17 protein-coding genes are annotated in these 22,618 nt (G+C 71.9%); 10 read left to right on the forward strand and 7 right to left on the reverse strand.

The features are described from left to right. Window positions 1-43: 43 nt before the first annotated feature. From QEZ54_RS01975 to QEZ54_RS01995, 5 genes are all read right to left on the reverse strand, one after another. Window positions 44-1,195: a hypothetical protein gene (locus tag QEZ54_RS01975; protein ID WP_281302692.1), complete on the reverse strand. Its 1,152-nt coding sequence runs from the start codon at window positions 1,193-1,195 to the stop codon at window positions 44-46. 52 nt (window positions 1,196-1,247) lie between these two features. After that, the gene (locus tag QEZ54_RS01980) at window positions 1,248-1,724 is read right to left on the reverse strand and encodes a hypothetical protein (protein WP_281302693.1); all 477 of its coding nucleotides are present in this window, start codon (window positions 1,722-1,724) and stop codon (window positions 1,248-1,250) included. 205 nt (window positions 1,725-1,929) lie between these two features. After that, a complete protein-coding gene (locus QEZ54_RS01985) occupies window positions 1,930-3,180 on the reverse strand; it encodes an amidohydrolase/deacetylase family metallohydrolase (RefSeq protein WP_281302694.1) in 1,251 nt (416 codons plus the stop codon). A 9-nt stretch (window positions 3,181-3,189) separates the two neighbouring features. Continuing rightward, window positions 3,190-4,098 (reverse strand): HAD family hydrolase, encoded by a 909-nt coding sequence (locus QEZ54_RS01990; protein ID WP_281302695.1) that lies wholly within the window; start codon window positions 4,096-4,098, stop codon window positions 3,190-3,192. Next, window positions 4,098-5,963, reverse strand: coding sequence for an arylsulfatase (locus QEZ54_RS01995; protein ID WP_281302696.1), 1,866 nt, complete (start codon window positions 5,961-5,963; stop codon window positions 4,098-4,100). Before QEZ54_RS01995 ends, QEZ54_RS01990 begins: the two co-directional genes overlap by 1 nt. Window positions 5,964-6,162: 199 nt before the next feature. Between QEZ54_RS01995 and QEZ54_RS02000 the strand changes: the two genes are divergently transcribed. The 5 genes from QEZ54_RS02000 (at window position 6,163) to QEZ54_RS02020 (ending at window position 11,455) form a co-directional block, all read left to right on the forward strand. Then, the gene (locus tag QEZ54_RS02000; protein WP_281302697.1) at window positions 6,163-6,867 is read left to right on the forward strand and encodes a hypothetical protein; all 705 of its coding nucleotides are present in this window, start codon (window positions 6,163-6,165) and stop codon (window positions 6,865-6,867) included. Window positions 6,868-7,000: 133 nt separating this feature from the next. Further along, window positions 7,001-7,630 carry a DUF308 domain-containing protein gene (locus tag QEZ54_RS02005; protein WP_281302698.1) on the forward strand — a complete coding sequence of 210 codons (630 nt, stop codon included), beginning with the start codon at window positions 7,001-7,003 and terminating at the stop codon, window positions 7,628-7,630. 143 nt (window positions 7,631-7,773) lie between these two features. Further along, window positions 7,774-8,685, forward strand: coding sequence for a formylglycine-generating enzyme family protein (locus QEZ54_RS02010; protein ID WP_281303018.1), 912 nt, complete (start codon window positions 7,774-7,776; stop codon window positions 8,683-8,685). Between the two features lie 51 nt (window positions 8,686-8,736). Beyond that, complete coding sequence (locus QEZ54_RS02015; protein ID WP_281302699.1) at window positions 8,737-9,996, forward strand: hypothetical protein; 1,260 nt, start codon at window positions 8,737-8,739, stop codon at window positions 9,994-9,996. Window positions 9,997-10,105: 109 nt separating this feature from the next. After that, a complete protein-coding gene (locus tag QEZ54_RS02020; protein ID WP_281302700.1) occupies window positions 10,106-11,455 on the forward strand; it encodes an ATP-dependent 6-phosphofructokinase in 1,350 nt (449 codons plus the stop codon). 59 nt (window positions 11,456-11,514) lie between these two features. Here the strand turns inward: QEZ54_RS02020 and QEZ54_RS02025 are convergent, their stop codons facing one another. Next, window positions 11,515-14,175 (reverse strand): glucosidase, encoded by a 2,661-nt coding sequence (locus QEZ54_RS02025; protein ID WP_281302701.1) that lies wholly within the window; start codon window positions 14,173-14,175, stop codon window positions 11,515-11,517. A 100-nt stretch (window positions 14,176-14,275) separates the two neighbouring features. On the opposite strand from QEZ54_RS02025, the gene QEZ54_RS02030 reads away from it, so the two are divergent. The 4 genes from QEZ54_RS02030 (at window position 14,276) to QEZ54_RS02045 (ending at window position 20,264) form a co-directional block, all read left to right on the forward strand. Then, window positions 14,276-16,168, forward strand: a complete 1,893-nt coding sequence (locus QEZ54_RS02030) for an amylo-alpha-1,6-glucosidase (protein ID WP_281302702.1) — start codon at window positions 14,276-14,278, stop codon at window positions 16,166-16,168. A 142-nt stretch (window positions 16,169-16,310) separates the two neighbouring features. After that, a complete protein-coding gene (locus QEZ54_RS02035) occupies window positions 16,311-17,630 on the forward strand; it encodes a glycosyltransferase family 4 protein (RefSeq protein ID WP_281302703.1) in 1,320 nt (439 codons plus the stop codon). Next, window positions 17,627-19,471, forward strand: coding sequence for a 1,4-alpha-glucan branching protein GlgB (gene glgB / locus QEZ54_RS02040; RefSeq protein WP_281302704.1), 1,845 nt, complete (start codon window positions 17,627-17,629; stop codon window positions 19,469-19,471). The genes QEZ54_RS02035 and glgB overlap by 4 nt, the downstream gene beginning before the upstream one ends. A gap of 202 nt (window positions 19,472-19,673) precedes the next feature. Beyond that, window positions 19,674-20,264, forward strand: a complete 591-nt coding sequence (locus QEZ54_RS02045) for an ATP/GTP-binding protein (RefSeq protein ID WP_281302705.1) — start codon at window positions 19,674-19,676, stop codon at window positions 20,262-20,264. 7 nt (window positions 20,265-20,271) lie between these two features. Here the strand turns inward: QEZ54_RS02045 and QEZ54_RS02050 are convergent, their stop codons facing one another. Beyond that, a complete protein-coding gene (locus QEZ54_RS02050) occupies window positions 20,272-20,997 on the reverse strand; it encodes a TetR/AcrR family transcriptional regulator (RefSeq protein WP_281302706.1) in 726 nt (241 codons plus the stop codon). Between the two features lie 98 nt (window positions 20,998-21,095). On the opposite strand from QEZ54_RS02050, the gene QEZ54_RS02055 reads away from it, so the two are divergent. Further along, window positions 21,096-22,571, forward strand: coding sequence for an MFS transporter (locus QEZ54_RS02055; protein WP_281302707.1), 1,476 nt, complete (start codon window positions 21,096-21,098; stop codon window positions 22,569-22,571). Window positions 22,572-22,618 lie beyond the last annotated feature (47 nt).

The following is a 22,618-nucleotide window of genomic DNA, read 5'->3' on the forward strand; positions in this document are numbered from 1 at the left end:
AGGCGCCTTGCAGCATACAGGCTGTCCGGCGCGGCCCGTCCGGTCACCGAATCACCGTCGGCGGGCGGGCACCGAGGAAGAAGATGCCCGGGAAACCCCGGGTCTCGAACCCGTCGCTGGGGTTGCGGCGCAGCGTCGAGTGCTCGATGCGCAGCGTGCCGGTACGGTCGTTGCTGACGAAGAAGATCGCGCCGCCGCCCTCGCGGGCGTGGTTGTCCTCGATGACCGTCCCCGCCACCCGGATGGTGAACAGGTTCCCGTCGGCGTAGATCGCGCCGCCGCTGCCGCCGCCCGGGGTGCCCGAGCGGGCCGGATTGGCGCCGCGGCCGATCGCCGAGTTGTGGCTGAAGACGCTGTTCAGCACGGTCCACGAGACGCCGATGCTGCTCAGCGCGCCGCCGTTGGCGCAGCTGCCGCCCAGGCCCTTGGCCCCGCCGAAGGTGCTGTTCACGACGTACACGGGCTGGTTGTGGAACTGGCTGAGCACCCGCACCGCGGCGCCGCCGAGGTCCGGGCCGGTGCCGTCGCAGCGGTTGCGGACGAACCGCGAGTTAACGATCTTGAACCGTCCGCCGCGTACGAAGATGGCGCCACCGCCGCCGCCCTCGGCCGTCTCGCCGGTGGAGTCGCCGTCGGCGAAGGTCAGGTTCTGCACCGTGAGCTGCGGGTGGTCCTGGTCCTGGCAGTGCGAGGTGGTCCAGCCCTGCGCCTGGTCGCAGGTGTTCATGTACAGGATCCGCCGTTTGCCGCCGCCGCTCAGGGTGACCAGGCCGCCGCCGTCGAGCACGATGCGCGGACCGTGGCCGTTGCGGATCTTCGCGGTGGCGGTCATCGTGATCGTCACCGGCGCCGGGCCGCAGTCGAACGTGATCACGCCCCCGGCCGCGACCGCCTTCACCACGGCCTGCGAGGTGCAGCTGGCCGGGGTCCCGGTGCCGACGACCCGGTTCGGACGCGAGGTGTCGACCGCCCGCGCCTCGGCCGGCACCGGCGCCCCGCCCTTCGGGTTGCCCGGCGCGAACGGGGGCCGGGACGGGGAAGGGCTCACCGCGGCGGCGGACGGCGCGGCGCTCGGGACGGCGGCGCCCGGCGCGGGCACCCAGCCCGGGGCGGCTTCGGGCGCGGAATCGCATCCGGCCAGGGCGGACGCCGTGGCGAGGACGAGCAGCAGACGCGGCAGAGGGCGAGGCGGCACGCGACGATGCTAGAGCGGTACCGCGTGCGGCACGACTCGGGCGGTGGGACGGTCAGGAGGTGCGCGCGGGCGTCGGCGTGGCCAGGGCGCCGCAGATGGCGATCATCTGGTCGGACAGCTCGTCGATGCGAGAGACGTCCAGCTCCTGCAGGTCCTTGAGCGTGTCGAGCTGCTTGCCCTGGGTCTCGAACTCGTCGGCGAGCTCGCCCAGCGTCTTGCGTACGTCGGCGGCGTCGGCGCCGGCCGCGTCCTTGCGCAGGTCCTCGGCGAGCGCGACCAGCGCGTCACCGGCCTTGCGCACGGACTTCTCCGCACCGCTGAGGTCACCGGAGTCGGCGGCCTGGGTGACGTCGGACAGCTCCGCGGCGAAGTCGGTCAGGCCGTCCTCCACCGTCTTGGCCGTCTTCACGCAGACTGCCGGGGTGGGCTCAGCGCTGCCCGGGACGGCGGCGGCCGGGGCGGCGGCCAGGGTCGCGGCCGCCAGGGCGGTGGTGGCGAGGATGGCGGCTCTACTGCAGAGGCGTCGCATGACGTCCTCCTCACGGGGCCAGGGCGCCGGCTGGGAGAGCCAGCCCCAAGACGTCCATTCTGCGCGCCGCCCGGCTGAACACCACGAACTACCGCAAATCCCGCTCACCCGGCCGCCACCTCCGGTAACCTCCGCCCGCCGCGCATTGGACGGCGGTTGGGAAGGGGCCCCTCTACTACGGAAAGCGATAAGAAGGGGCCCTTCCTTACCTCGGGAACTGGGGGGTGAGGGCGTCCGGGGCGACCAGCGGGACGTTGAGCAGCTCCCGGACCGCCCGCTCACGTGCGGTAAGCGCAGCCCGCTGCGCGTCGGTGAGCGGGATCCACGGCGCCGGGGCGGCGGGCAGGGCCGGGGGCAGCAGCCGTCCGCCCAGGTAGGTCGCCTCGTTGCGCAGCCGCAGCGGGGCGGTGCGCCGCTGGTCGTGTACGTCGGCCAGCTCGAACGCGCCCTGCTCGACGGTGAAGACGGCGACGTCGGCGGGCGCGCCGGGGCGCAGGGTGCCGGTGCCCGGCGGCAGCGCGAGGGCGCGCGCCGGGGCGATCGTGGTCGCCTCGACCACCTGCTCCAGGCTCATCCCGACGGCGAGCAGCTTGGCCATCGTGGTCGGCAGGTCGAACACCGGTCCATGCTGCGAGCGCCCGTGCAGGTCGGTGGAGATGGTGTGCGGCGGCATCCCGGCCGCGAGCTGCGCCTCCACTACGTCGAAGGCGAACCCGCCGGCCCCGTGCCCGACGTCGAACAGCACGCCCCGGTCGTACGCGGCGCGCAGGGCGGGGTCCAGGGCGGCGGCGTCGTTGGCGAAACCGCTGGCGCAGTGGGTGACGATGTCGCCGGGGCGCAGCAGCGGCAGCAGCTCGCCGACGGTGGGCGGGGGCACGCCGATGTGCACCATCACCGGTACGCCGCAGGCCCTGCCGACGGCCAGCGCGCGGCGCAGCGGTTCGAGTCCGCTCGGGCCGACGGCGTTGTGGTCGATGCGCGCCTTGATGCCGACGACCAGGTCGCGGTTGGCCTCGACCGTGCGGACGGCCAGGTCGGGGTCGCAGTTGTCGAGGTCGCGGGCCTCGCCGGTGGCGGCGGCCAGGCCCGGCCCGGCGATGTTGAGCAGGACCGGCACGCGTACCCGGTGGGCGGCGACGGCGGTGCGCAGCGCGTCGAGCGTGTAGGCGCCCGCCGAACCGGCGTCGACCCAGGTGGTGACCCCGGAGCACCAGGCGGTCGGGGCGGGGTCGATGCCCCAGTACGTGGCGCCGCCGAAGACGTGCGTGTGCAGGTCGACCAGGCCCGGGGTGACCAGGCGGCCGGCCGCGTCGACGACCTCGCGGGCCGCCTCGCGGGGCAGGCCGGGGCCGACCTCGGCGATCAGCCCGGCGCGGATGCCGACGTCGAGGACACCGGCGTGGCCGCCGCCGGGGTCGAGCACGCGTCCGCCGGCCAGCAACAGGTCGTACCGCATGGGGCGAGGTTAGCGGTCAGGGGCGAAGATCTGCGTCCAGTCGGCGCGCATGCTGACCACCGTCCAGCCCTCGCGCCGGGCCACGTCGGTGATCGGCTCGTCCTCGGCGAAGGAGACGGCTTTCGAGGTGTACGCGTACTCGCGCTCGGCGTCGTCGTGGTCGAGCAGCAGCGCCAGGCTGGGCGGGCCCGCCGCGGCGGCGTACTCCAGCATCTGCCGGTCGCCGCCGGAGTTGCCCGCGGCGAACACCGGCCGCCGCCCGAGCTGGGTCTGGATGTGCTCGACCTTGGCCGGACCCTCGTTGACCTCGCCGTACGCCTCGGCGGTGCGCTCCAGCGCGGGGTGCCCGTCGTGCTCGGCGTAGTGGTACTCCACCAGCGTGCCGACCACGTCGTCGGGCGCGACGCCGTAGAGCTGCGCGCTGACCGCCCGAACGAACTCGGTGCCGCCGCCGGTGACCACGAACACGGAGAACTCGTGCGCCCGCAGCGCGCCGAGCAGCTCCCGCATCGGCTGGTAGACCAGCTTCGGGTAGCGCACGCCCCGCGGGTGCGTCGCCGTGGCCATGAACCGGTGCACCCGGTCGGTGAACTCCTCCGGGGTCAGGCCCGCGCACAGTTCGAGCAGCGCCATCGCCACCCGCTGCAGGCCCAGTTCACCCAGCGCCGTCTTGTCGTCGTTCAGCAGCGCCCGGTATTCGGGACGGTCCGCCCTGGCCGGGTCGGCGGCCACGGCGTCGTGCAGCTGGGCGACGAGGAAGTCGTACTGGACGTAGCCCGGTTTCTCGCACCAGAGCGTGCCGTCGTTGTCGAGCACGGCGACGCGCTGGGCTACGGGCAGGTCCCGCGACGCGGCGAGGAATGCCTCGATCGCGTCGCGGGTCGGCCCGGGCCGCCACGACGGCAGCAGATCGATCATCAGTGGCTCCCGATGCCTTCCAGCATCTTCTTCATGACCTGGTCGACGGTGAAGCTCGCCGCCTCCTGCCGCGGCGGGAACTCGCGGAACGAGGCGAGGAACTCGGCCACGATCTTCTGCGACGCCGCCACCATGTACGCCCGGTCCAGCAGCCAGGTGTAGTAGCTGTTGGAGGTGATGTCGGCCCGTTCGAACGGGTCGGTACGCAGGTTGAATATCTTCGGCACCCGCAGCGCGACGAACGGCTCGGCCCAGATCCGCAGCGTGCCCTGGGCTCGCTGCTCCATGAAGACCAGCTTCCAGTTGTCGAACCGCACGGCGGTCAGGTCGCCGTCGTCGGAGAAGTAGAAGAAGCCGTCGCGGGGCGACTCCTCCTCTTCCCCGGTCAGGTACGGCAGCGCGTTGTAACCGTCCAGGTGGACCTTGAACGGCTTGCCCGCGAACTCCGTGCCCGCCTTCAGCCGCTCGACCACGTCCGGGTCACCTGCGGCGGCCAGCAGGGTCGGGAACATGTCCAGGTGGGCGACGATGTCGTTGGCCACCCAGCCGGGGCGGATGCGGCCGGGCCAGCGCAGGATCGACGGCACCCGGTAGGCGCCCTCCCAGTTGGAGTTCTTCTCGTTGCGGAACGGCGTCATGCCGCCGTCCGGCCAGGTGTTCATGTGCGGACCGTTGTCGGTGCTGTACATGACGATCGTGTCGTCGGTGAGGCCCAGCCGGTCCAGCACCGCCAGCAGCTCGCCGACCAGCCGGTCGTGGTCGACCATGACGTCGTGGTAGTCCGACTGCCACCGGCCCGCCTGCCCCTTGATCTCCCGGCGCGGATGGGTCTTGAAGTGCATGTGCGTGGTGTTGAACCACATGAAGAACGGCGTGTCGGCGGCCGCCTGCCGCTCGATGAAGTCGGTGGCGTGGGCCAGCACCTCGTCGTCGATGGTCTCCATCCGCTTGCGGGTGAGCGGGCCGGTGTCCTCGATCCGCTGGGTGCCGTCCGGGTTCGCCCAGCAGTGCAGCACGCCGCGCGGGCCGAAGTTGCGCCGGAAGTTCGGGAAGTCGTTCGGGTTCGGGTAGTCGTCCTGCTCCGGCTCCTCCTCGGCGTTGAGGTGGTACAGGTTGCCGAAGAACTCGTCGAAGCCGTGCAGGGTCGGCAGGAACTCGTCCTTGTCGCCGAAGTGGTTCTTGCCGAACTGGCCGGTGGCGTACCCGAGCGGCTTGAGCGCCTCCGCGATGGTCGGGTCCTCCTTGCGGATGCCCAGGTCCGCACCTGGTACGCCGACCTTGGACAGGCCGGTGCGGAACACGGACTGGCCGGTGATGAACGCGGCCCGGCCCGCGGTGCAGCTCTGCTCGCCGTAGTAGTCGGTGAAGCGGACGCCCTCGTCGGCGAGGCGGTCGATGTTGGGCGTGCGGTAGCCCATCAGCCCGTCGCTGTAGCAGCTCAGGTTGGTGATGCCGATGTCGTCGCCCCAGATGACCAGGATGTTCGGCTGGCTCGCGGACGTGCCCCGGTCGCCGGCCGCCTCGCGTGGCGCGGTCTTGGCCGCTTTGACCGCCTTGGCCGCGCCCTTCTTCGCCGGGGCGCTCGGGGCGGGGCCTGACGCGGCCCTCTTCCGGGGCGCCGGGGCGGAGCCCGCCGCGGCGGCCGCCTTCTTGGCCGCGACCTTCCTGGTCGCGGCCCGCTCCGCGGCCACGGGTGGCTCGAACACCACCGCCGTGGCGGGGGCCTTCTTCGTCGCGGACGCCTTCTTCACGGCCGTGGCGTTCTTCGCCGCCGGGGCCTTCTGGGCCGCCGACGTCTTCCTGGCGGTCGCCTTCGCGGCGGGCGCCCGGCCAGCCGCGGCCCCAGCCGCCTGCTTGCGCGCCATGATCACCTCCGGTTGGGGACGCTGCACTTTCGCCGAAACTGCATGAATGACCGGGCCGATTGCCGCACTTTCCCCGAAAGTGCAGCAGGAGCAAGGCACTCGTTCGCCCAGTATTGCGGGATGAAAATCACTTGATCTCATGTTTCGGGCAAATTGGGCAGAGCCGCAGCCGGAGTGGCGGTGGGCGCGTTGACGCTGCGTGGGGGCACTGGAGGCGGCGGCGTGGGGTGCGTTCGGAGCGTCGTCGCTACTCATCGGAGCGTGGCTGGCGCTGCACTGGCGGGCGCCGCGCGGCACGGTCGGCATGGTCATGGGCTTCGGCGCCGGGGCACTGCTCGCCGCCATCGCGTACGAGCTGATCCCGAGCGGCTTCGGCGCCGACGCCTGGCTGTTCGCCGCCTTCGGCCTGGGCGCGGTCGTCTTCTACCGGCTCGACCGGGCCGTCACCAGGCGCGTCAGCCCCGGCGCGGGCTCGGCCCAGCGGTCGATCGCGCTCGGCGCGCTGCTGGACGGCATTCCGGAGTCGATGGTGCTGGGCATGAGCGTGGCGCAGGGCGGCACGGTCGGGGTGGCGTTCCTGGCCGCCGTGTTCCTGTCCAACCTGCCCGAGTCGCTGGGCGCGACCAGCACCATGGGCGCGACCGGGGGCGGCCCGCACCGGCCGTACCGGATCTGGTGGCTCATCGTCGGGCTGTCCGCCCTGGCCGCCGCCGTCGGGTACACGGTGGTCACGCTGCTGCCGAGTGCGGACGGGACCTACGCCGAGGCGTTCGCGGCCGGGGCGGTGCTGACCATGCTCGCCGATTCGATGATCCCGGAGGCGTACGCGCAGGGCGGCAAGGCGACGGGGCTGCTCACGGTGCTCGGCTTCGCGGTGGCCGGTGCGCTGTCCGCGATGGCGTAGCGCTGTCGCGGTGAGTGGCGCCGTCGCGATGGCCTAGCGGCGGTCGATGATCGCACTAATTCAGGAAAAGACGTCTAACTACGCATACCGTGCATAGTCTGTGGTTCGAACGACTCTGCGCAGGGAGGTCCGGATGAGCACCACCACGGGCAACACCGGCATCGACGGGCCCCGGCCCGGCGAGACGCTCTACGGGCAGGAGCTGGCCCAGCTCACCAAGGTGCCCTGGTGGCTGTTCCTGATCACCGGCGTGTGCTGGATCATCATCAGCTGGTGGGTGCTGGCGTTCAACACCCGCAGCATCAACACCATCGCCACGCTGACCGGCATCGTCATCCTGGTCGCCGCCGTCGCCGAGCTGTTCCAGGCGTTCTACGCGCCCGGCTGGCGCTGGCTGCACGCCGTGCTGGGCATCCTGTTCCTGTTCACCGGCTTCATCTGCTGGATCAACCCGGGCAAGACCGTGTTCTGGCTGGCCGCCTTCATCGGCTGGTACCTGCTGTTCAAGGGCGCCGCCGACATCGTGCTGGCGTTCATGACCAAACGCGAGCACGACGGCTGGTGGCTCGGCCTGATCATCGGCATCATCGAGATGATCCTGGGCTTCTGGGCGGCGGGCCGCTTCGCCCGGTCGTTCGGCCTGCTCATCGTGCTGGTCGGCGTCATCGCGCTGACCCGCGCCATCACCGACTTCATCATGGCCTTCCGCATCCGGGAGCTGAACCACCGGGCCCGGGAGCTGACCGGAACGGCGCCCAGGTGACCCGCACGGCCGCCGACAAGCCCGTCAACGGCGTCGCCCCCGGCGACGCCGCTGCCCTGCCCGAGCCCGACGACCCGACGCTGACCATCCCGGCCGTCCCGGCCGACCAGCAGGCCGGCTACCGCGAACCGCCCCGGCCGGGCATGGCGTGGATCCCCGGCGGCACCTTCCGGATGGGCTCCGACCGGCACTACCCGGAGGAGGCGCCCGCGCATCCGGTGACGGTCGCGGGGTTCTGGATGGACCGGTGCACGGTGACCAACGCCGAGTTCGCCCGGTTCGTACGCGAGACGGGGCACGTCACGCTCGCCGAGACCGCCCCGGACGCCGCCGACTACCCCGGCGCCGACCCGGCGCTGCTGGTGCCCGCCTCGGTGGTGTTCGTCAAGCCGTCACGCCGCGTCGACCTGCGCGACATCGGCAACTGGTGGCACTTCGTACCGGGCGCGGACTGGCGCCACCCGTACGGCCCCACCTCCTCGATCGACGGGCTCGACGACCACCCCGTGGTGCATGTGGCCTGGGCCGACGTCGCCGCGTACGCCCGCTGGGCCGGGGGCGACCTGCCGACCGAGGCCGAGTGGGAGTTCGCCGCGTGCGGCGGGCGCGCCGAGCCTCCCGAGTACGCCTGGGGCGACGAGCTGACCCCGGGCGGCGTGCACCTGGCCAACGTGTGGCAGGGCGAGTTCCCGGTGCTCAACCTGTGCGCCGACGGGTACGAGCACACCGCGCCCGTCGGCTCGTTCCCGCCGAACCTGTACGGGCTGTCCGACATGATCGGCAACGTGTGGGAGTGGACCTCGGACTGGTTCGGGCCGTACCAGCAGGCTGCCCAGGCGTGCTGCGCCCCGGCCGACCCGCGCGGCGCCCGCGAGCAGGACAGCTACGACCCGGCCCTGCCCGGGGTGCGCATCCCGCGGCGGGTGCTCAAGGGCGGCTCGTTCCTGTGCGCGCCGAACTACTGCCGCCGCTACCGTCCCGCCGCCCGGATGCCGCAGGCCGTCGACACCTCCACCTGCCATCTGGGCTTCCGGCTGGTGGTGCGCCCCGGCTGAGCGCGCACCCCGGGACCACGCAGGTGGCGCGGGTTGGGGAGGATGGTCGCCATGTCCGCCCCCACCCCCGTCGTCACCAGCTCCGGCGTACCCGCCGACACCGAAGCGCCGAACCGGCGGCGGCAGTGGCGGGCACGCGCCTGGGCGGTGCTGCCGCCGGTGGTGTCGTACCTGGTCGGGCACCTGCTCTACACGGTCGCCGGGTGGCTGGTGGGCGAGCCGTACCTGCCGGTGGACGGGCGGGTGCGCGCCGACTCCGGGCTGTACGCCCTGATCGCCTCGCGCGGCTACGACCTGTTCCCCTGCCGCGACGACCCGGGCCTGGCCCCGCTGTTCTCGCCCGACGCCTGGTGCGGCTCGGCGGGCTGGTTCCCGCTCTACCCCGGCCTGATCAAGGTGATCACCACGATCACGAGCTTCGGCGAGTACGAGGCGGGCCTGCTGATCACCGAAGTGTGCCTGCTTGCCACCGCGGCGCTGCTGTGGCTGCTGCTGCGGCGCGCCGCCGTGGCGCGCGGGACGGCGCTGGCGGTGCTGGCCCTGGCCACGGTGCTGCCCAGCGGGGTCTACCTGCACGCGGTGTTCCCGATGTCGCTGGCCGCCGCGCTGCTGCTGTGCTGCGTCGTCGCGCTGCACGCGCGGCGGTGGGCGGTGGCGGGCCTGCTCGGGGCGGTGGTCGCGGCGGCGTACCCGGTGGGGATCCTGGTCGCGGCGCTCGGCCTCGGCCCGGTCGCGGTGCTGCGGCACCGGCGCGAGCTGACCTGGCCGCAGGCGGTGCGCGCGGCGCTGCTGGCGTGCGGGCTGCCGCTGCTCGGCCTGGCCGCGGTGTTCGCGGTGTACCAGCTGGCGGTCGGGCACTGGGACGCGTACCTGATGATCCAGCGGCACTACGGCAACGGGTTCCACAACCCGCTGACCTCGCTGTGGCAGCTGGCCACGCAGCCCGCGGTGATCCCGGTGCCGGAGCCGCGGCAGGAGCTGCTGTGGGTGCTGTACGTGTTCACCGACGCGGAGCTGTACTGGTCACTGGGCCTGGTCCTGCTGTGCGCGGCGGCCGCCGCCCTCGCGGCACGGCGCGGCACCCTCACCCCCGTCGACGTCGGCCTGGCCCTGTACGCCCTGGCCATGTTCGTCGGGCCGCTGGTCGCCGGGCCGGGCGTGTCCCAGTACCGCTCGCACACCCTCCTGCTGCCCGCCGTCCTCCTCCTGCGCCACCTCTCCCCCCGCCTCATCCTCTGGCCCTACACCGCCACCGCCCTGGCCATCGCCCTCCCCATGGGCACCCTCTTCTCCACCTGGCTCCTCTTCTAACCCCCCGCCCCCGGCCCACCCCCACCTCGTTGAGGTGGGCGGGGGGTGGAGGTGGTAACGGGGCGGGGGTAACGTGCGGGGCTTCCGGGTGGCTAGGAGGTTGGTGCGGATGGTGCCGGAGGGTGTGGATCTGGCGGTACGGACGCTGGGTGACTGCCGGGTGGACTCGCCACTGGCGTCGCTGCTGGACGGCGCGCCGTCCACCGAGCACTACGTCAACGAGGACGACCGGGTGCTGTTCGACGACACCGTGGGCATGCTGACCGGCCGCGACCTGCCGATCGACGCGCTGCCGGGCTTCGAGCCGGGCGGCCCGCGCCGCAGGATCTTCTTCCAGCCGTCCAAGACCCGGGTCGGCATCGTGACCTGCGGCGGCCTGTGCCCCGGGCTCAACGACGTCATCCGGGGCCTGGTGCTCCAGCTGACCTCGCACTACGGCGTCACCAAGATCTACGGCTTCCGCAACGGCTACCAGGGCTTCATCGCCAAGTACGGCCACCCGCCGATCGACCTCACCGCCGAGTCCGTCAGCGGCATCAACGAGTACGGCGGCACCATCCTCGGCACGTCGCGCGGCAGCCAGGACTCGTACGAGATCGTCGACTGCCTGGAGCAGATGAGCATCAACGTGCTGTTCGTGATCGGCGGCGACGGCTCGATGCGCGGGGCGCTGCGCATCGCCGACGTGGTCAAGGAGCGCGGGCTGAAGATCGCCGTCATCGGGGTGCCGAAGACGATCGACAACGACATCCCGTACATCGACCAGAGTTTCGGCTTCCAGACCGCGTTCTCGAAGGCGACCGAGTCGATCCGCAGCGCGCACGTCGAGGCCCGGGCGGTGCCCGACGGCGTCGGCCTGGTGCAGGTGATGGGCCGCCACTCGGGCTTCATCGCCTGCTACGCCGCGCTGGCCAACAACGACGCCGACTACGTGCTGGTCCCGGAGGTGCCGTTCACCCTCGACGGGGACGACGGGTTCCTGGCCCACCTGCGGCGGCGGGTGCGTACGCGCGGCCACGCGGTGGTGGTCGCGGCCGAGGGCGCCGGCCAGGAGTACCTGAACTCCGAGCCGGCGCAGGTGGACAAGTCCGGCAACTCGAAGCTGCGCGACATCGGCGTGTACCTGCGCAAGCGCATCGCCGACGACTTCGCCCAGCACGGCATGGAGGCCAACCTCAAGTACATCGACCCCAGCTACGCCATCCGCAGCGTGCCCGCCAACCCGTACGACAGCGTCTACTGCATCCGGCTGGCCCACGCCGCCGTGCACGCGGCGATGGCCGGGCGCACCGCGATGGTGGTGGGGCGGTGGCGCGGCCGCTTCGTACACGTGCCGATCGAACTGGCCATCAGCAAGCGCAACCAGGTCGACCCGGCCGGCGACCTCTGGATGTCCGTCCTGGAGGCCACCGGCCAACCCCGCACCTTCGGCCCCACCCCGGCTCCCCAACCCAGTTGATCAGGAAGCCGTGCCTCCGACACACCGTCGAACCGTGCCATAAGTTCATGATCGACGGGTCAGTGGAGGGGGGCCTCGGGGTGGTGGCGGGTGAGGATTAGGTCGAGGACCAGGGCGGTCCAGCCGCATTGGTGGGCGGCGCCCAGGCCAAGGCCGGTGTCGCCGTGGAAGTACTCGTAGAAGAGCAGGTGGTCGGTCCAGTCTGGGTGGTCGGGGAGTTGGGGGTGGCGGGGGGCGTAGGGGCGGTCGCCGTTGGCGTCGGGTAGGAACAGGGAGATCAGGCGGTCGGACAGGTCGTCGGCGATCTGGTCGAGGGTGAGCTTCTGGCCGGAGCGGGTGGGGAACTCCACCTGCAGGTCGTCGTGGAAGAAGCGCGCGTAGTGGCGTACGCCCTCGATGAGCAGGTAGTTCACCGGGAACCAGACCGGGCCGCGCCAGTTGGAGTTGCCGCCGAACAGGCCGTTGGTCGACTCGGCGGGCTCGTACCCGACGGTGAAGTCGTTGCCGCCCAGCCGCACCGTGTACGGGTTGGCCAGGTGGTGCCGCGACAGCGAGCGCAGCCCGTACGGCGAGAGGAACTCCTCCTCGTCGAGCATCCGGGACAGGATCCGCCGCAGCTGCTCCGGCCCGACCACGGCCAGCAGCCGCTGCTGCTGCCCCCCGCCGGAGATCCGCCGTGAGCCGACGACCTCGCTGAACTCGGGCCGGTTGGTGAGGAACCAGCGCAGCCGGGCGGCGATCTCGGGCAGCCGCACCAGCGTCACCGAGCTGAGCGTGGTGGTCGCGCACAGCGGCAGCAGCCCGACCAGCGAGCGCACCTTCAGCGGCACCTCCCGCCCGTCGGTGCGGCGCAGCACGTCGTAGAAGAACCCGTCCTCGTCGTCCCACAGCCCCTGGTGCGAGGCGGCGTTGGCGATGTAGGCGAAGTGCTCCAGGAACTTGGTCGCGATGTCGGTCCAGACCCGGTCGTGGGTGGCCAGGACCAGGGAGATCTCCAGCAGGTTGAGGGCGTACATCGCCATCCAGGCGGTGCCGTCGGACTGCTCCAGCACCCCGGGCACGGGCAGCGACGCGGACCGGTCGAACGGGCCGACGTTGTCCAGGCCCAGGAAGCCGCCCTCGAACAGGTTGTTGCCGCCGGTGTCTTTGCGGTTGACCCACCAGGTGAAGTTCAGCAGCAGCTTGTGCATGATCCGGGCGAGGAAGGCGAAGTCGCGCGCCCCGTCGATCTCGAACACGCGCAGCGCGGCCCAGGCGTGCACGGGCGGGTTCACGTCCCCGAACGCCCACTCGTACGCCGGGATCTGCCCGTTGGGGTGCAGGTACCAGTCGCGCAGCAGCAGGAGCAGCTGCTCCTTGGCGAAGTGCGGGTCGACCCGGGCCAGCGCGACGCAGTGGAAGGCCAGGTCCCAGGCGGCGTACCAGGGGTACTCCCACGGGTCGGGCATCGAGATGACGTCGAAGCTGGTCATGTGGCGCCAGGCGTGGTTGCGGCCGTACCGGTGCCCGTCGGGCGGCGGCACCGAGCCCGGGTCGCCTTCGAGCCAGCGGGCCACGTCGTAGTGGTAGAACTGCTTGCCCCACATCAGCCCGGCCACCGCCTTGCGCACGACGTCGGCCTCGGCCGCCGGGGTGCCCGCGGGCACCAGCTGCGCGAAGTAGTCGTCGGCCTCGGTGCGGCGGGCCTGCATGACCTCGTCGAAGTCGCCGGGCAGCGCCGGGGCGGGACGGGCCCGGCTGCCGGGCGCCGCGACCTGGGTCAGCCGCAGCCGGATCCGCGCGGTCTCGCCCGACGGCACGGTCAGCACGTAGTGCAGCGCGGCCTTGGTGCCGACCCCGGCCGGGTTGACCGTGTCGGTGCCGTGCACGACGTGGTCGGCGATGCCGTCCTTCGGGTATTCCGGCGTCTCCTCGTACCCCCACAGGCGCCGCGCGTTGGTCTCGTTGTCGCAGGCCAGTGGGGTCGGGTCGCCCTCGCCCTGCAGGACGAGCTGGCCCAGGATGCGGTGCCGGGCGTGCAGGGCGGCGCCGCCGCCCGCGACCTGCTCGACGATGATCTCGGGCTTGTCGTCGCGGCCGGGCAGGCCCCACGACCAGGTGTTGCGGAACCACAGCGTGGGCAGCACGTGGATGCTGGCGGGTTCCGGCGCCCGGTTGGTGAGGCTGACCAGCACGCACAGGTCGGTCGGCTCGGCCTTGGCGTAGTCGGCGGTGACGACCCAGTAGCGGCTGTCGTCGAAGACGCCGGTGTCGGCCAGCTCGTACTCCGGCTCGGCCCGCTCCAGCTGCCGGTTGACCGCGACCAGCTCCGAGTACGGGAACTCGCGCTGCGGGTAGTGGTAGCGCCACGACATCCACGAGTGCGTCGGCGTGGAGTCGGTGTACCACCAGTACTCCTTGGCGTCCTCGCCGTGGTTGCCCTCGTTGCCGGTCAGCCCGAACAGCCGCTCCTTGACGATCGGGTCGACGCCGTTCCACAGGCCGAGTCCGAAGCAGAAGGTCTGCCGCTCGTCGCAGACCCCGGCCAGCCCGTCCTCGTTCCACCGGTACGCCCGCGAGCGCGCGTGGTCGTGCGGGAAGTACTCCCAGGCCGTGCCGTGTTCGCTGTAGTCCTCGCGCACGGTGCCCCAGGCCCGTTCGGAGAGGTACGGTCCCCAGGCCCGCCAGGGGTGCGCCCCGGCGTCGGCGTCAGCCAGTCTCCGGCGCTCTGCGTCGTTCACCCGGCGATTCTCCCCTGCCCGTGTTACACCTTTGTGCAACTTACGTCGGATGTCGCGCGATCACTGTTCGGACACCGCCGCTCTTTGACAGAGTTGGCGTATGCGATTCGGCACCCAGATCTGCGGTGATCTCTCCGTCGGCGGCCAGCGCGAATGGCTGGTGGCCGACGGTCGCGGCGGCTACGCCATGGGTACGGTCAGCGGCCTGCGCACCCGCCGCTACCACGGCCTGCTGGTGGTGGCCGGGGAAACCCCGGCGACCCGCCATGTCGGACTGGCCGCGCTGGACCCGGTCCTGCGCCTGCCCGGCGGGGAGGCGGTGCGGCTGGGCTGCCACGAGTGGGCCGACGGCACGGTCGCCCCGCACGGCCACACCCTGCTGGAGGAGTTCGCGCTGGTCGACGGCCTGCCCCGGTGGCGCTGGCGGATCGGTGCCACGGTGCTGGAGCGCGAGCTGGCGCCGCGGCACGGCACGGCCTGCGTCGCCGTGGTGCACCGGCTGCTGTCCGGCGGCCCGGTCGAGCTGGACCTGGAGGCGCTGTGCACCTGGCGCGACCAGCACGGCGAGCGCCGCGCCGGGCACCTGGACGTGCGCGAGGCCGCGGGCGGGGCGGTGGTCGAGGGGGCGTACCGGCTGCGCGGGCCGGGCTGGCGCCCCGACGGGACCTGGCTGCTGGGCGTGCACCACCGGATGGAGGCCGCCCGGGGGTACGTGCCGAACGAGGATCTGCTGCTCGCGGGCCGCTTCGGCGGCACCCTGGCCGAGCCCGGCGACACGGTCGAGGTGCTGGCGTGGGCCGGGGACCTGTCTGTCGAGCCGCCGCCCGCGCGGGAGATCGTGGACGCGGAGCACCGGCGGCGGCGCGAGGTGGCGGCCGCGGTCGGTTCGGCCGATCCGGACGCCGCGACGCTGGCCCTGGCGGCGGACGCGTTCGTGGTGCGCACCGCGCACGGGCCCGACGTGGTGGCCGGCTACCCGTGGTTCGGTGCTTGGTCGCGCGACACGATGACGTCGTATGAGGGGTTGTTCCTGGTCACCGGGCGGCACGAGGAGGGGCGCGAGCTGCTGCGGGCGTACGCGGCGACGCTGAGCGAGGGCATGCTGGCCAACACCGCCGACGGCGGCACGGTCGGCTACAACACCGCCGACGCCACGCTGTGGTTCCTGCACGCGATCGACCGGCACGTGCAGGCGACCGGCGACGACGACCTGGCCGCCGAGCTGGTCCCGGCGCTGGACGGGGTCCTCGCGGCGCATCTGCGCGGCACCCGCTACGGCATCAAGGTGGACGAGAGCGACGGGCTGCTGGTGCAGGGCACCGACGGTGAGGCGCTGACCTGGATGGACGCCCGGGTCGGCGGCATGGGGGTGACCCAGCGCGCGGGCAAGGCCGTGGACATCAACGCGCTGTGGTGCAACGGGTTGGCGGCGCTGGCCGGGCTGCGCGACCGGGCCGGGTTGAGCAGCGACGACGTGCGGCGGCGGCGGGCGGTGACGGTGGCGGCGTTCCGGCGCCGGTTCCCGGCGCCGCAGGGGTGGCTGTTCGACGTGCTCGATCCGGACGACGCCGCGCTGCGGCCGAACCAGCTGCTGGCCTGGTCGCTGCCGTACGCCCCGATGGAGCCGGACCCGGGCGCGCTGCGCCGCATCGGCGACGCCCTGCTGACCCCGCTGGGCCTGCGCAGCCTGGACCCCGACGACCCCGCGTATCGGGCGCACCACAGCGGCTCGCTGGTGGACCGCGATCACGCGTACCACCAGGGCACGGTCTGGCCGTGGCTGATGGGTCCGTACGCGGGGGCGCTGCGCAACGCGTCGCTGCCGCTGGCCGGGCTGCTCACCGGGTTGCGGGCGCACCTGGGCGACTACGGCCTGGGCTCGATCAGCGAGACGGCGGACGGGGCGGCGCCGCACGCCGCTACCGGCTGCCCGTGGCAGGCCTGGAGCGTAGCGGAAAATCTGCGCATTCTACTCATATCTACTAAGTGGTAGCAGAGCGTAACAGACACGAAACAAAAGGTCCCCAGCTGGCAATACCGATGCGCCAAACTGTGCATCAACCCCATCGGCATACCGACACCTGAGGCAGGTGTCCCGTTCCGTATGCCCGGGTTGTCACTGCGAGGGGGCCCGCATGAGCATGACCATGCCCGTCGCATCGGACCCGCTGGCGGCACCGAAGCCGCTCCGGATCATGATGCTTTCTTGGGAGTACCCGCCGGTCGTCGTCGGCGGACTCGGCCGGCACGTGCACGCGCTGGCCACCTCGCTGGTGACCGCCGGTCACCAGGTGACCGTGGTGACCCGGCACGCGCCGGGCGCGCCCCTGGAGGAGTACGCCGAGGGCGTGCGCATCGTGCGCGCACCCGAGGACCCGCCGCTGTTCCCGCTGGCCACGCCGACGCTGCTGGCCTGGACGATGGCGTTCAACCACACGCTGACCCGGGCCGCGCTGCGGGCCGCCGAGACCGACCACTACGACGTGGTGCACGGGCATGACTGGCTGGTCACGCACACCGCGGTGACGCTGGCCGAGCACCTGGGCCGCCCGCTGGTCGCCACGGTGCACGCCACCGAGGCGGGCCGCCACCAGGGCTGGCTGCCCGACGACCTGAACAAGAGCATCCACTCGGTGGAGTGGTGGCTGGGCCACCGCGCCTGCCGGGTGCTGGTCTGCTCGGAGTACATGCGCTGGGAGGTCAGCCGCCTGCTCGAACTGCCGATGAGCAAGGTCGACGTGATCCCCAACGGCGTCAACGGCAAGGTCTGGAAGGCGCCCGCGCAGAAGGTCCGGGAGGCCCGCTCGCGCTTCGCCGGGGACGGCCCGCTGATCGGCTTCGCCGGGCGGCTGGTGTACGAGAAGGGCGTGCAGCACCTGGTCGACGCGGTGCCGCAGCTCGCCGACGAGCACCCCGGCCTCAAGGTGATCATCGCCGGGGACGGACCCTACCGCCAGGAGCTGCAGGAGGCCACGCAGCGGCTCAAGCTCAACAAGACGGTCGACTTCATCGGCTTCCAGTCCGAGCGGGAACTGCCCGCGCTGCTGGCCGCCACCGACGCGACCGTGGTGCCCTCGCTCTACGAGCCGTTCGGCATGGTGGCCCTGGAGGCGGCCGCCGCCGGGGCGCCGCTGGCGGTGGCCGCGACCGGAGGCCTGGCCGAGATCGTTGAACCCGGCGTGACCGGAATGACCTTCCCCCACAGCGACCCCGAGGCGCTGGCCGGCGCGGTCGGCACGCTGCTGGCCGAGCCCAAGCGCGCCAAGCAGATCGCCCGGCGGGCGCTGACCATGGTGTCGGAGAAGTACGGCTGGCAGTCCATCGCCGCCCGCACAGTCGCCTCGTACCGGGCGGCGATCCACGAGGAGCCGCTGTTCCAGGCCGAGCGGCTGGCCGAGCAGACCGGCGGTGAGCGGCAGCTCATCGTCGTACCGGACGGGAACCTGCTGCGATGACCGAGCTGATCGGCGACCTGGACCTGTACCTGATCGGCGAGGGCCGCCACGAGAAGCTGTGGCAGGTGCTCGGCGCGCACCCGCTGCCCGAGAACGCGGGCTGGCGGTTCGCGGTGTGGGCGCCCAACGCCAAGGCCGTGCAGGTCATCGGCGACTTCTCCGGCTGGTGGCCCGACGACGGCATCGACCTGAGTCCGCAGGGCGGCAGCGGGGTGTGGGCCGGGACCGTGCCGCACGCCCAGGCCGGCCAGTGCTACAAGTTCCGCGTGCACGGCGCCGACGACCGGTGGACCTACCGTGCCGACCCGCTCGCGTTCGCCACGCAGTGCCCCCCGGAGAACGCCTCGGTCCTGTACTCCTCGGACTACTCCTGGAACGACGAGGCCTGGATGGCCAAGCGGGCGAAGGTCCGCGACCACCACGCCCGCCCGATGAGCGTGTACGAGGTGCACCTGGGCTCGTGGCGGCCGGGGCTGTCGTACAAGGAGCTGGCCGACCAGCTGGTGGACTACGTCGCCGACCTGGGCTTCACCCACGTGGAGTTCCTGCCGGTGATGGAGCACCCGTTCGGCGGCTCCTGGGGCTACCAGATCACGGGCTTCTTCTCCCCCACCGCCCGGTTCGGCACGCCCGACGAGTTCCGGCACCTGGTCGACCGGCTGCACCAGGCCGGGATCTCGGTGCTGCTGGACTGGGTGCCCGCGCACTTCCCCCGCGACGAGTGGGCCCTGGCCCGCTTCGACGGCACCCCGCTCTACGAGCACGAGGACTGGCGGCGCGGCGAGCACCCGGACTGGGGCACGCTGGTGTTCAACTACGGCCGCCGCGAGGTGCGCAACTTCCTCATCGCCAACGCCCGCTACTGGTGCCAGGAGTTCCACGTCGACGGCCTGCGCGTGGACGCGGTCGCCTCGATGCTGTACCTGGACTACTCGCGCAAGGACGGCCAGTGGGCGCCGAACGTCGACGGCGGCAACACGTACCTGGAGGCGGTCGACTTCATCCGGGAGCTGAACACCGCCGTCTACGCCGACAACCCGGGCGTGCTGACCATCGCCGAGGAGTCCACCGCCTGGCCGGGCGTGTCGCGGCCGGTCGAGTTCGGGGGCCTGGGGTTCGGCATGAAGTGGAACATGGGCTGGATGCACGACACGCTGGAGTACGTCCAGCGCGACCCGGCGCACCGCAGCTACCACCACGGCGACCTGACCTGGCCCAGCATGTACGCCTTCGACGAGCAGTGGGTGCTGCCGCTCAGCCACGACGAGGTGGTGCACGGCAAGCGCTCGCTGATGGGCAAGCTGCCCGGCGACCGCTGGCAGCGGCTGGCCGGGCTGCGCGGGCTGCTCGGCTACATGTACGCCTTCCCCGGTAAGAAGCTGCTGTTCATGGGCGCGGAGCTGGCCCAGGAGAGCGAGTGGAGCGAGCAGTTCGGCCTGGACTGGGCGCACGCCGACTACCACGGCGACATCCGCTCGCTGGTCCGCGACCTGAACACGCTGTACGCCGACAGCGCGGCGCTGTGGGCCCGCGACACCGAGCCGGACGGCTTCAGCTGGATCGACCCGCACGACTCGGGCACGAACACGCTGTCCTTCGTACGGCACGGCAAGACGTCGAAGAAGCTGCTCGCCTGCGTGGTGAACTTCTCCGGCATCCCGCTGCTGGAGCACCGGATCAAGCTGCCCCGGCCGGGCTCCTGGCGGGAGGTGGTCAACACCGACGCCGAGATCTACGGCGGGTCGGGCGTCGGCAACCTCGGCCGCATCCGCACCGACAGCGAGGGCGAGGCCACCATCGGTGTCGGGCCGTACGCGGCGGTCTGGTTCAGCCCGGTCTGACACGCCGGAGCGCGACACGCTAGCCGCGATGACCGGCGCCGGGTATCGGCGCCGGTCATCGCATTTCTTGCGTCCAGAACGTGAAAAACTCCAGATCGGATGGTGCAAGCTAACGCCCGGGTAAGTAATATCAGCCGCGGCTGCGCCCTATCGGAGGTCGAATCAGGGGCACGGTCGTCCACCGGCGCGCTTGAGAGGTCGCATGCCCCAACGCTCCACGCCCCCCACCACGATAAAGATCCTGATCGCGGGCGGGTTCGGCGCCGGAAAGACCACCCTGGTGGGCACGGTGAGCGAAGTGCTGCCGCTGCACACCGAGGAGGTGCTGACCACCGCCGGAGCCGACGACGACGACCTCTCCGGGGTGGAGGGCAAACGCACCACCACCGTCACCATGGACTTCGGCCGGATCACCATCGGCGACAACATCGTGCTCTACCTGTTCGGCACGCCGGGCCAGGACCGGTTCAAGTTCCTCTGGGACGAGCTGGCCGTGGGCGCGCTCGGCGGCGTGGTGCTGGCCGACACGCGCCGACTGGCCGACAGCTTCCCGTCGATCGACTACTTCGAGAAGCGGGGCACGCCGTTCATCGTGGCGGTGAACTGCTTCCACGGCGCGCAGCCGTTCTCGGTGGCGGCCGTGCGCACCGCGCTGACGCTCGACGCCGACGTGCCCGTGGTCATGTGCGACGTGCGTGACCGCCGCTCGGGCCGCGAGGTGCTGGTCGCGCTGATCGAGCACGTGCGCTCGCTGATCCTCGGCCCCGACTACACGCCCGTCGGGGCGCCCTGACCCGGCGTCAGCCGCGCGCCGGGATCAGCCTTGCCAGACCGCCGATCAGCAGCTCCAGCCCGAACTCGAACCGCTGGTCGCCGTCCCCGGACAGCATCTCGTCGACGTGCGCGGCGAAGAACGGCAGCCGCGCCGCCGGCAGGGTCCGGAAGTAGTCGCCGAGCTGCCCGAAGTACTGCTGGATGAACTCCTCCTCGGTGGCGCCCATGGCCCGCTGCCGGGCGCGGTACAGCGCACCCTCGTACGCGTCGGCGCTCAGGTACATCGCGATCCGGTCGACCGCCCAGGCCGCCTGCTGCGGCGGCAGCCCCGCCGTGATCAGGATGCCCAGCATCGCGTCCGCGATCCGCAGCGCGTTGGGGCCGGTGGGCACGTTGGCCAGCGCGACCTGCGCGATGTCGCCGTGCGCGCCGACCACCCGGTATGACTCCCGCGCGATCTCGCGCAGCTGCTCCTGCCAGCGGTCCGGGTCCGGCGCCTCGGGCAGCCGGATGCCGCCGATGATCCGGTCGTAGGCCAGCTCCAGCAACTCGTCCTTGTTCGCGACGTGCGCGTACAGGGAGGCGGCGCCGGTGCCCAGCTCCTCGGCGACCCGGCGCATGCTCACCGCCTCCAGGCCCTCGCGGTCGAGCACGGCCAGCGCCGCCTCGACGATCGCCTCCTGGCTCAGCTGCCGTCTACCGGCTGAGCGTGACCGTCGCCACGGCGGAGCCGGGATCTCGGGGGCGGGCATGGCGGCAATCGTACTTGACGCGAACGCCGTTCGGTAGGTAGAACAGTGTTCGTCAAACGAACAGTGTTCGAGTTTAAACCCTCCCCTGGAGTCCGCACATGTCCGCCGTCGTCGAGACCGCGACCCCGCCCGATACCGAGCCCCCGGCGTACCGCTGGCGCTGGGCCGCCCTCTTCACCATCCTCGCCGCCGAGGTGATGGACCTGCTCGACGCGCTGGTCACCACCATCGCCGGGCCGTCCATCCGCGCCGACGTCGGCGGCTCCGAGAGCCTGATCCAGTGGCTCGGCGCCTCGTACACGCTGGCCATGGCGGTCGGCCTGATCACCGGCGGCCGCCTGGGCGACCTGTTCGGCCGCAAGCGCATGTTCATGATCGGTGCCGCCGGGTTCACGGCCGCCTCCGTGCTGTGCGCCGTGTCCACCTCCCCCGAGGTGCTCGTCGCCGCCCGAGTGCTGCAGGGCCTGTTCGGCGCGGTGCTGCTGCCGCAGGGCCTCGGCATCATCAAGGAGGTCTTCCCGCCCAAGGAGATGGGCGCCGCGTTCGGCGCGTTCGGCCCGGTCATGGGCCTGTCCGCGGTGGCCGGGCCGATCCTGGCCGGGTGGCTGGTCGACGCCGACTTCTGGGGCACCGGCTGGCGCATGATCTTCCTGATCAACCTGCCGCTGGGCCTGCTCGCCCTGCTCGGCGCCGCCAAGTTCCTGCCCGAGTCCCGCTCGGCGCACGCCTCCAGGCTCGACCTGACCGGCGTCGGCCTGGTCACCGGCGGTGCCCTGCTGCTGCTCTACCCGCTGGTGCAGGGCCGCGAGCTGGGCTGGCCCGCGTGGACGTTCGCCATGATGGCCGCCTGCCTGCCCGTCTTCGCCCTCTTCGTACGCCAGCAGGCCAGGCGCAGCCGCGGCGGCGGCGACCCGCTCGTCGAGCCGTCGCTGTTCCGCAAGCGCGCCTTCACCGGCGGGCTCGTCGCCGGGCTGGCCTTCTTCTCCGGCATGATCGGCTTCGGCCTCGCCTTCAGCCTGTACGTCCAGCTCGGCCTGGGCTTCAGCCCGCTCAAGGCCGGTCTGGCCTCGGTGCCGCAGTCGCTGGGCATCATGGTCGGCTTCGTCCTGGCCAGCGCCGCCGGGCTGACCCGGAAGCTGGGGCGCCGCCTGCTGCACGTCGGACTGACCGTGATGGCGGCCGCCACCATCGGCTTCGTGATCACGCTGGAGCTGGCGGGCACCGACGTCACCCCGTGGCGGCTCGCCCCCGCGCTCGGCGCCTTCGGCATCGGCATGGGCCTGGTCATGGCCCCGTTCTTCGACATCATCCTGGCCGGGGTGCAGCCGCACGAGACCGGATCGGCCTCGGGCACCCTCACCGCGGTGCAGCAGCTCGGTGGCGCGGTCGGCATCGCCCTGCTCGGCACGCTGTTCTTCAACACTGTCAGGTTCGGGCAGTCCGGACCGGACCAGGCCTCCTTCGCCGACGCGATGCGCCTGGTGCTCTGGGTCGAGGTCGCGCTGCTCGCGGTCACCTTCGCGGCCGCGTTCCTGCTGCCGCGCCAGGCCCGGGAAGAGGAGCACGCGCACTGACGCACCGGCCCGGGGTGGCCACCGGACTGCGCGGAATGGCGTTCATC

The organism is Catellatospora sp. KI3 (assembly GCF_029948125.1).
Classification (GTDB): Bacteria; Actinomycetota; Actinomycetes; order Mycobacteriales; family Micromonosporaceae; genus Catellatospora.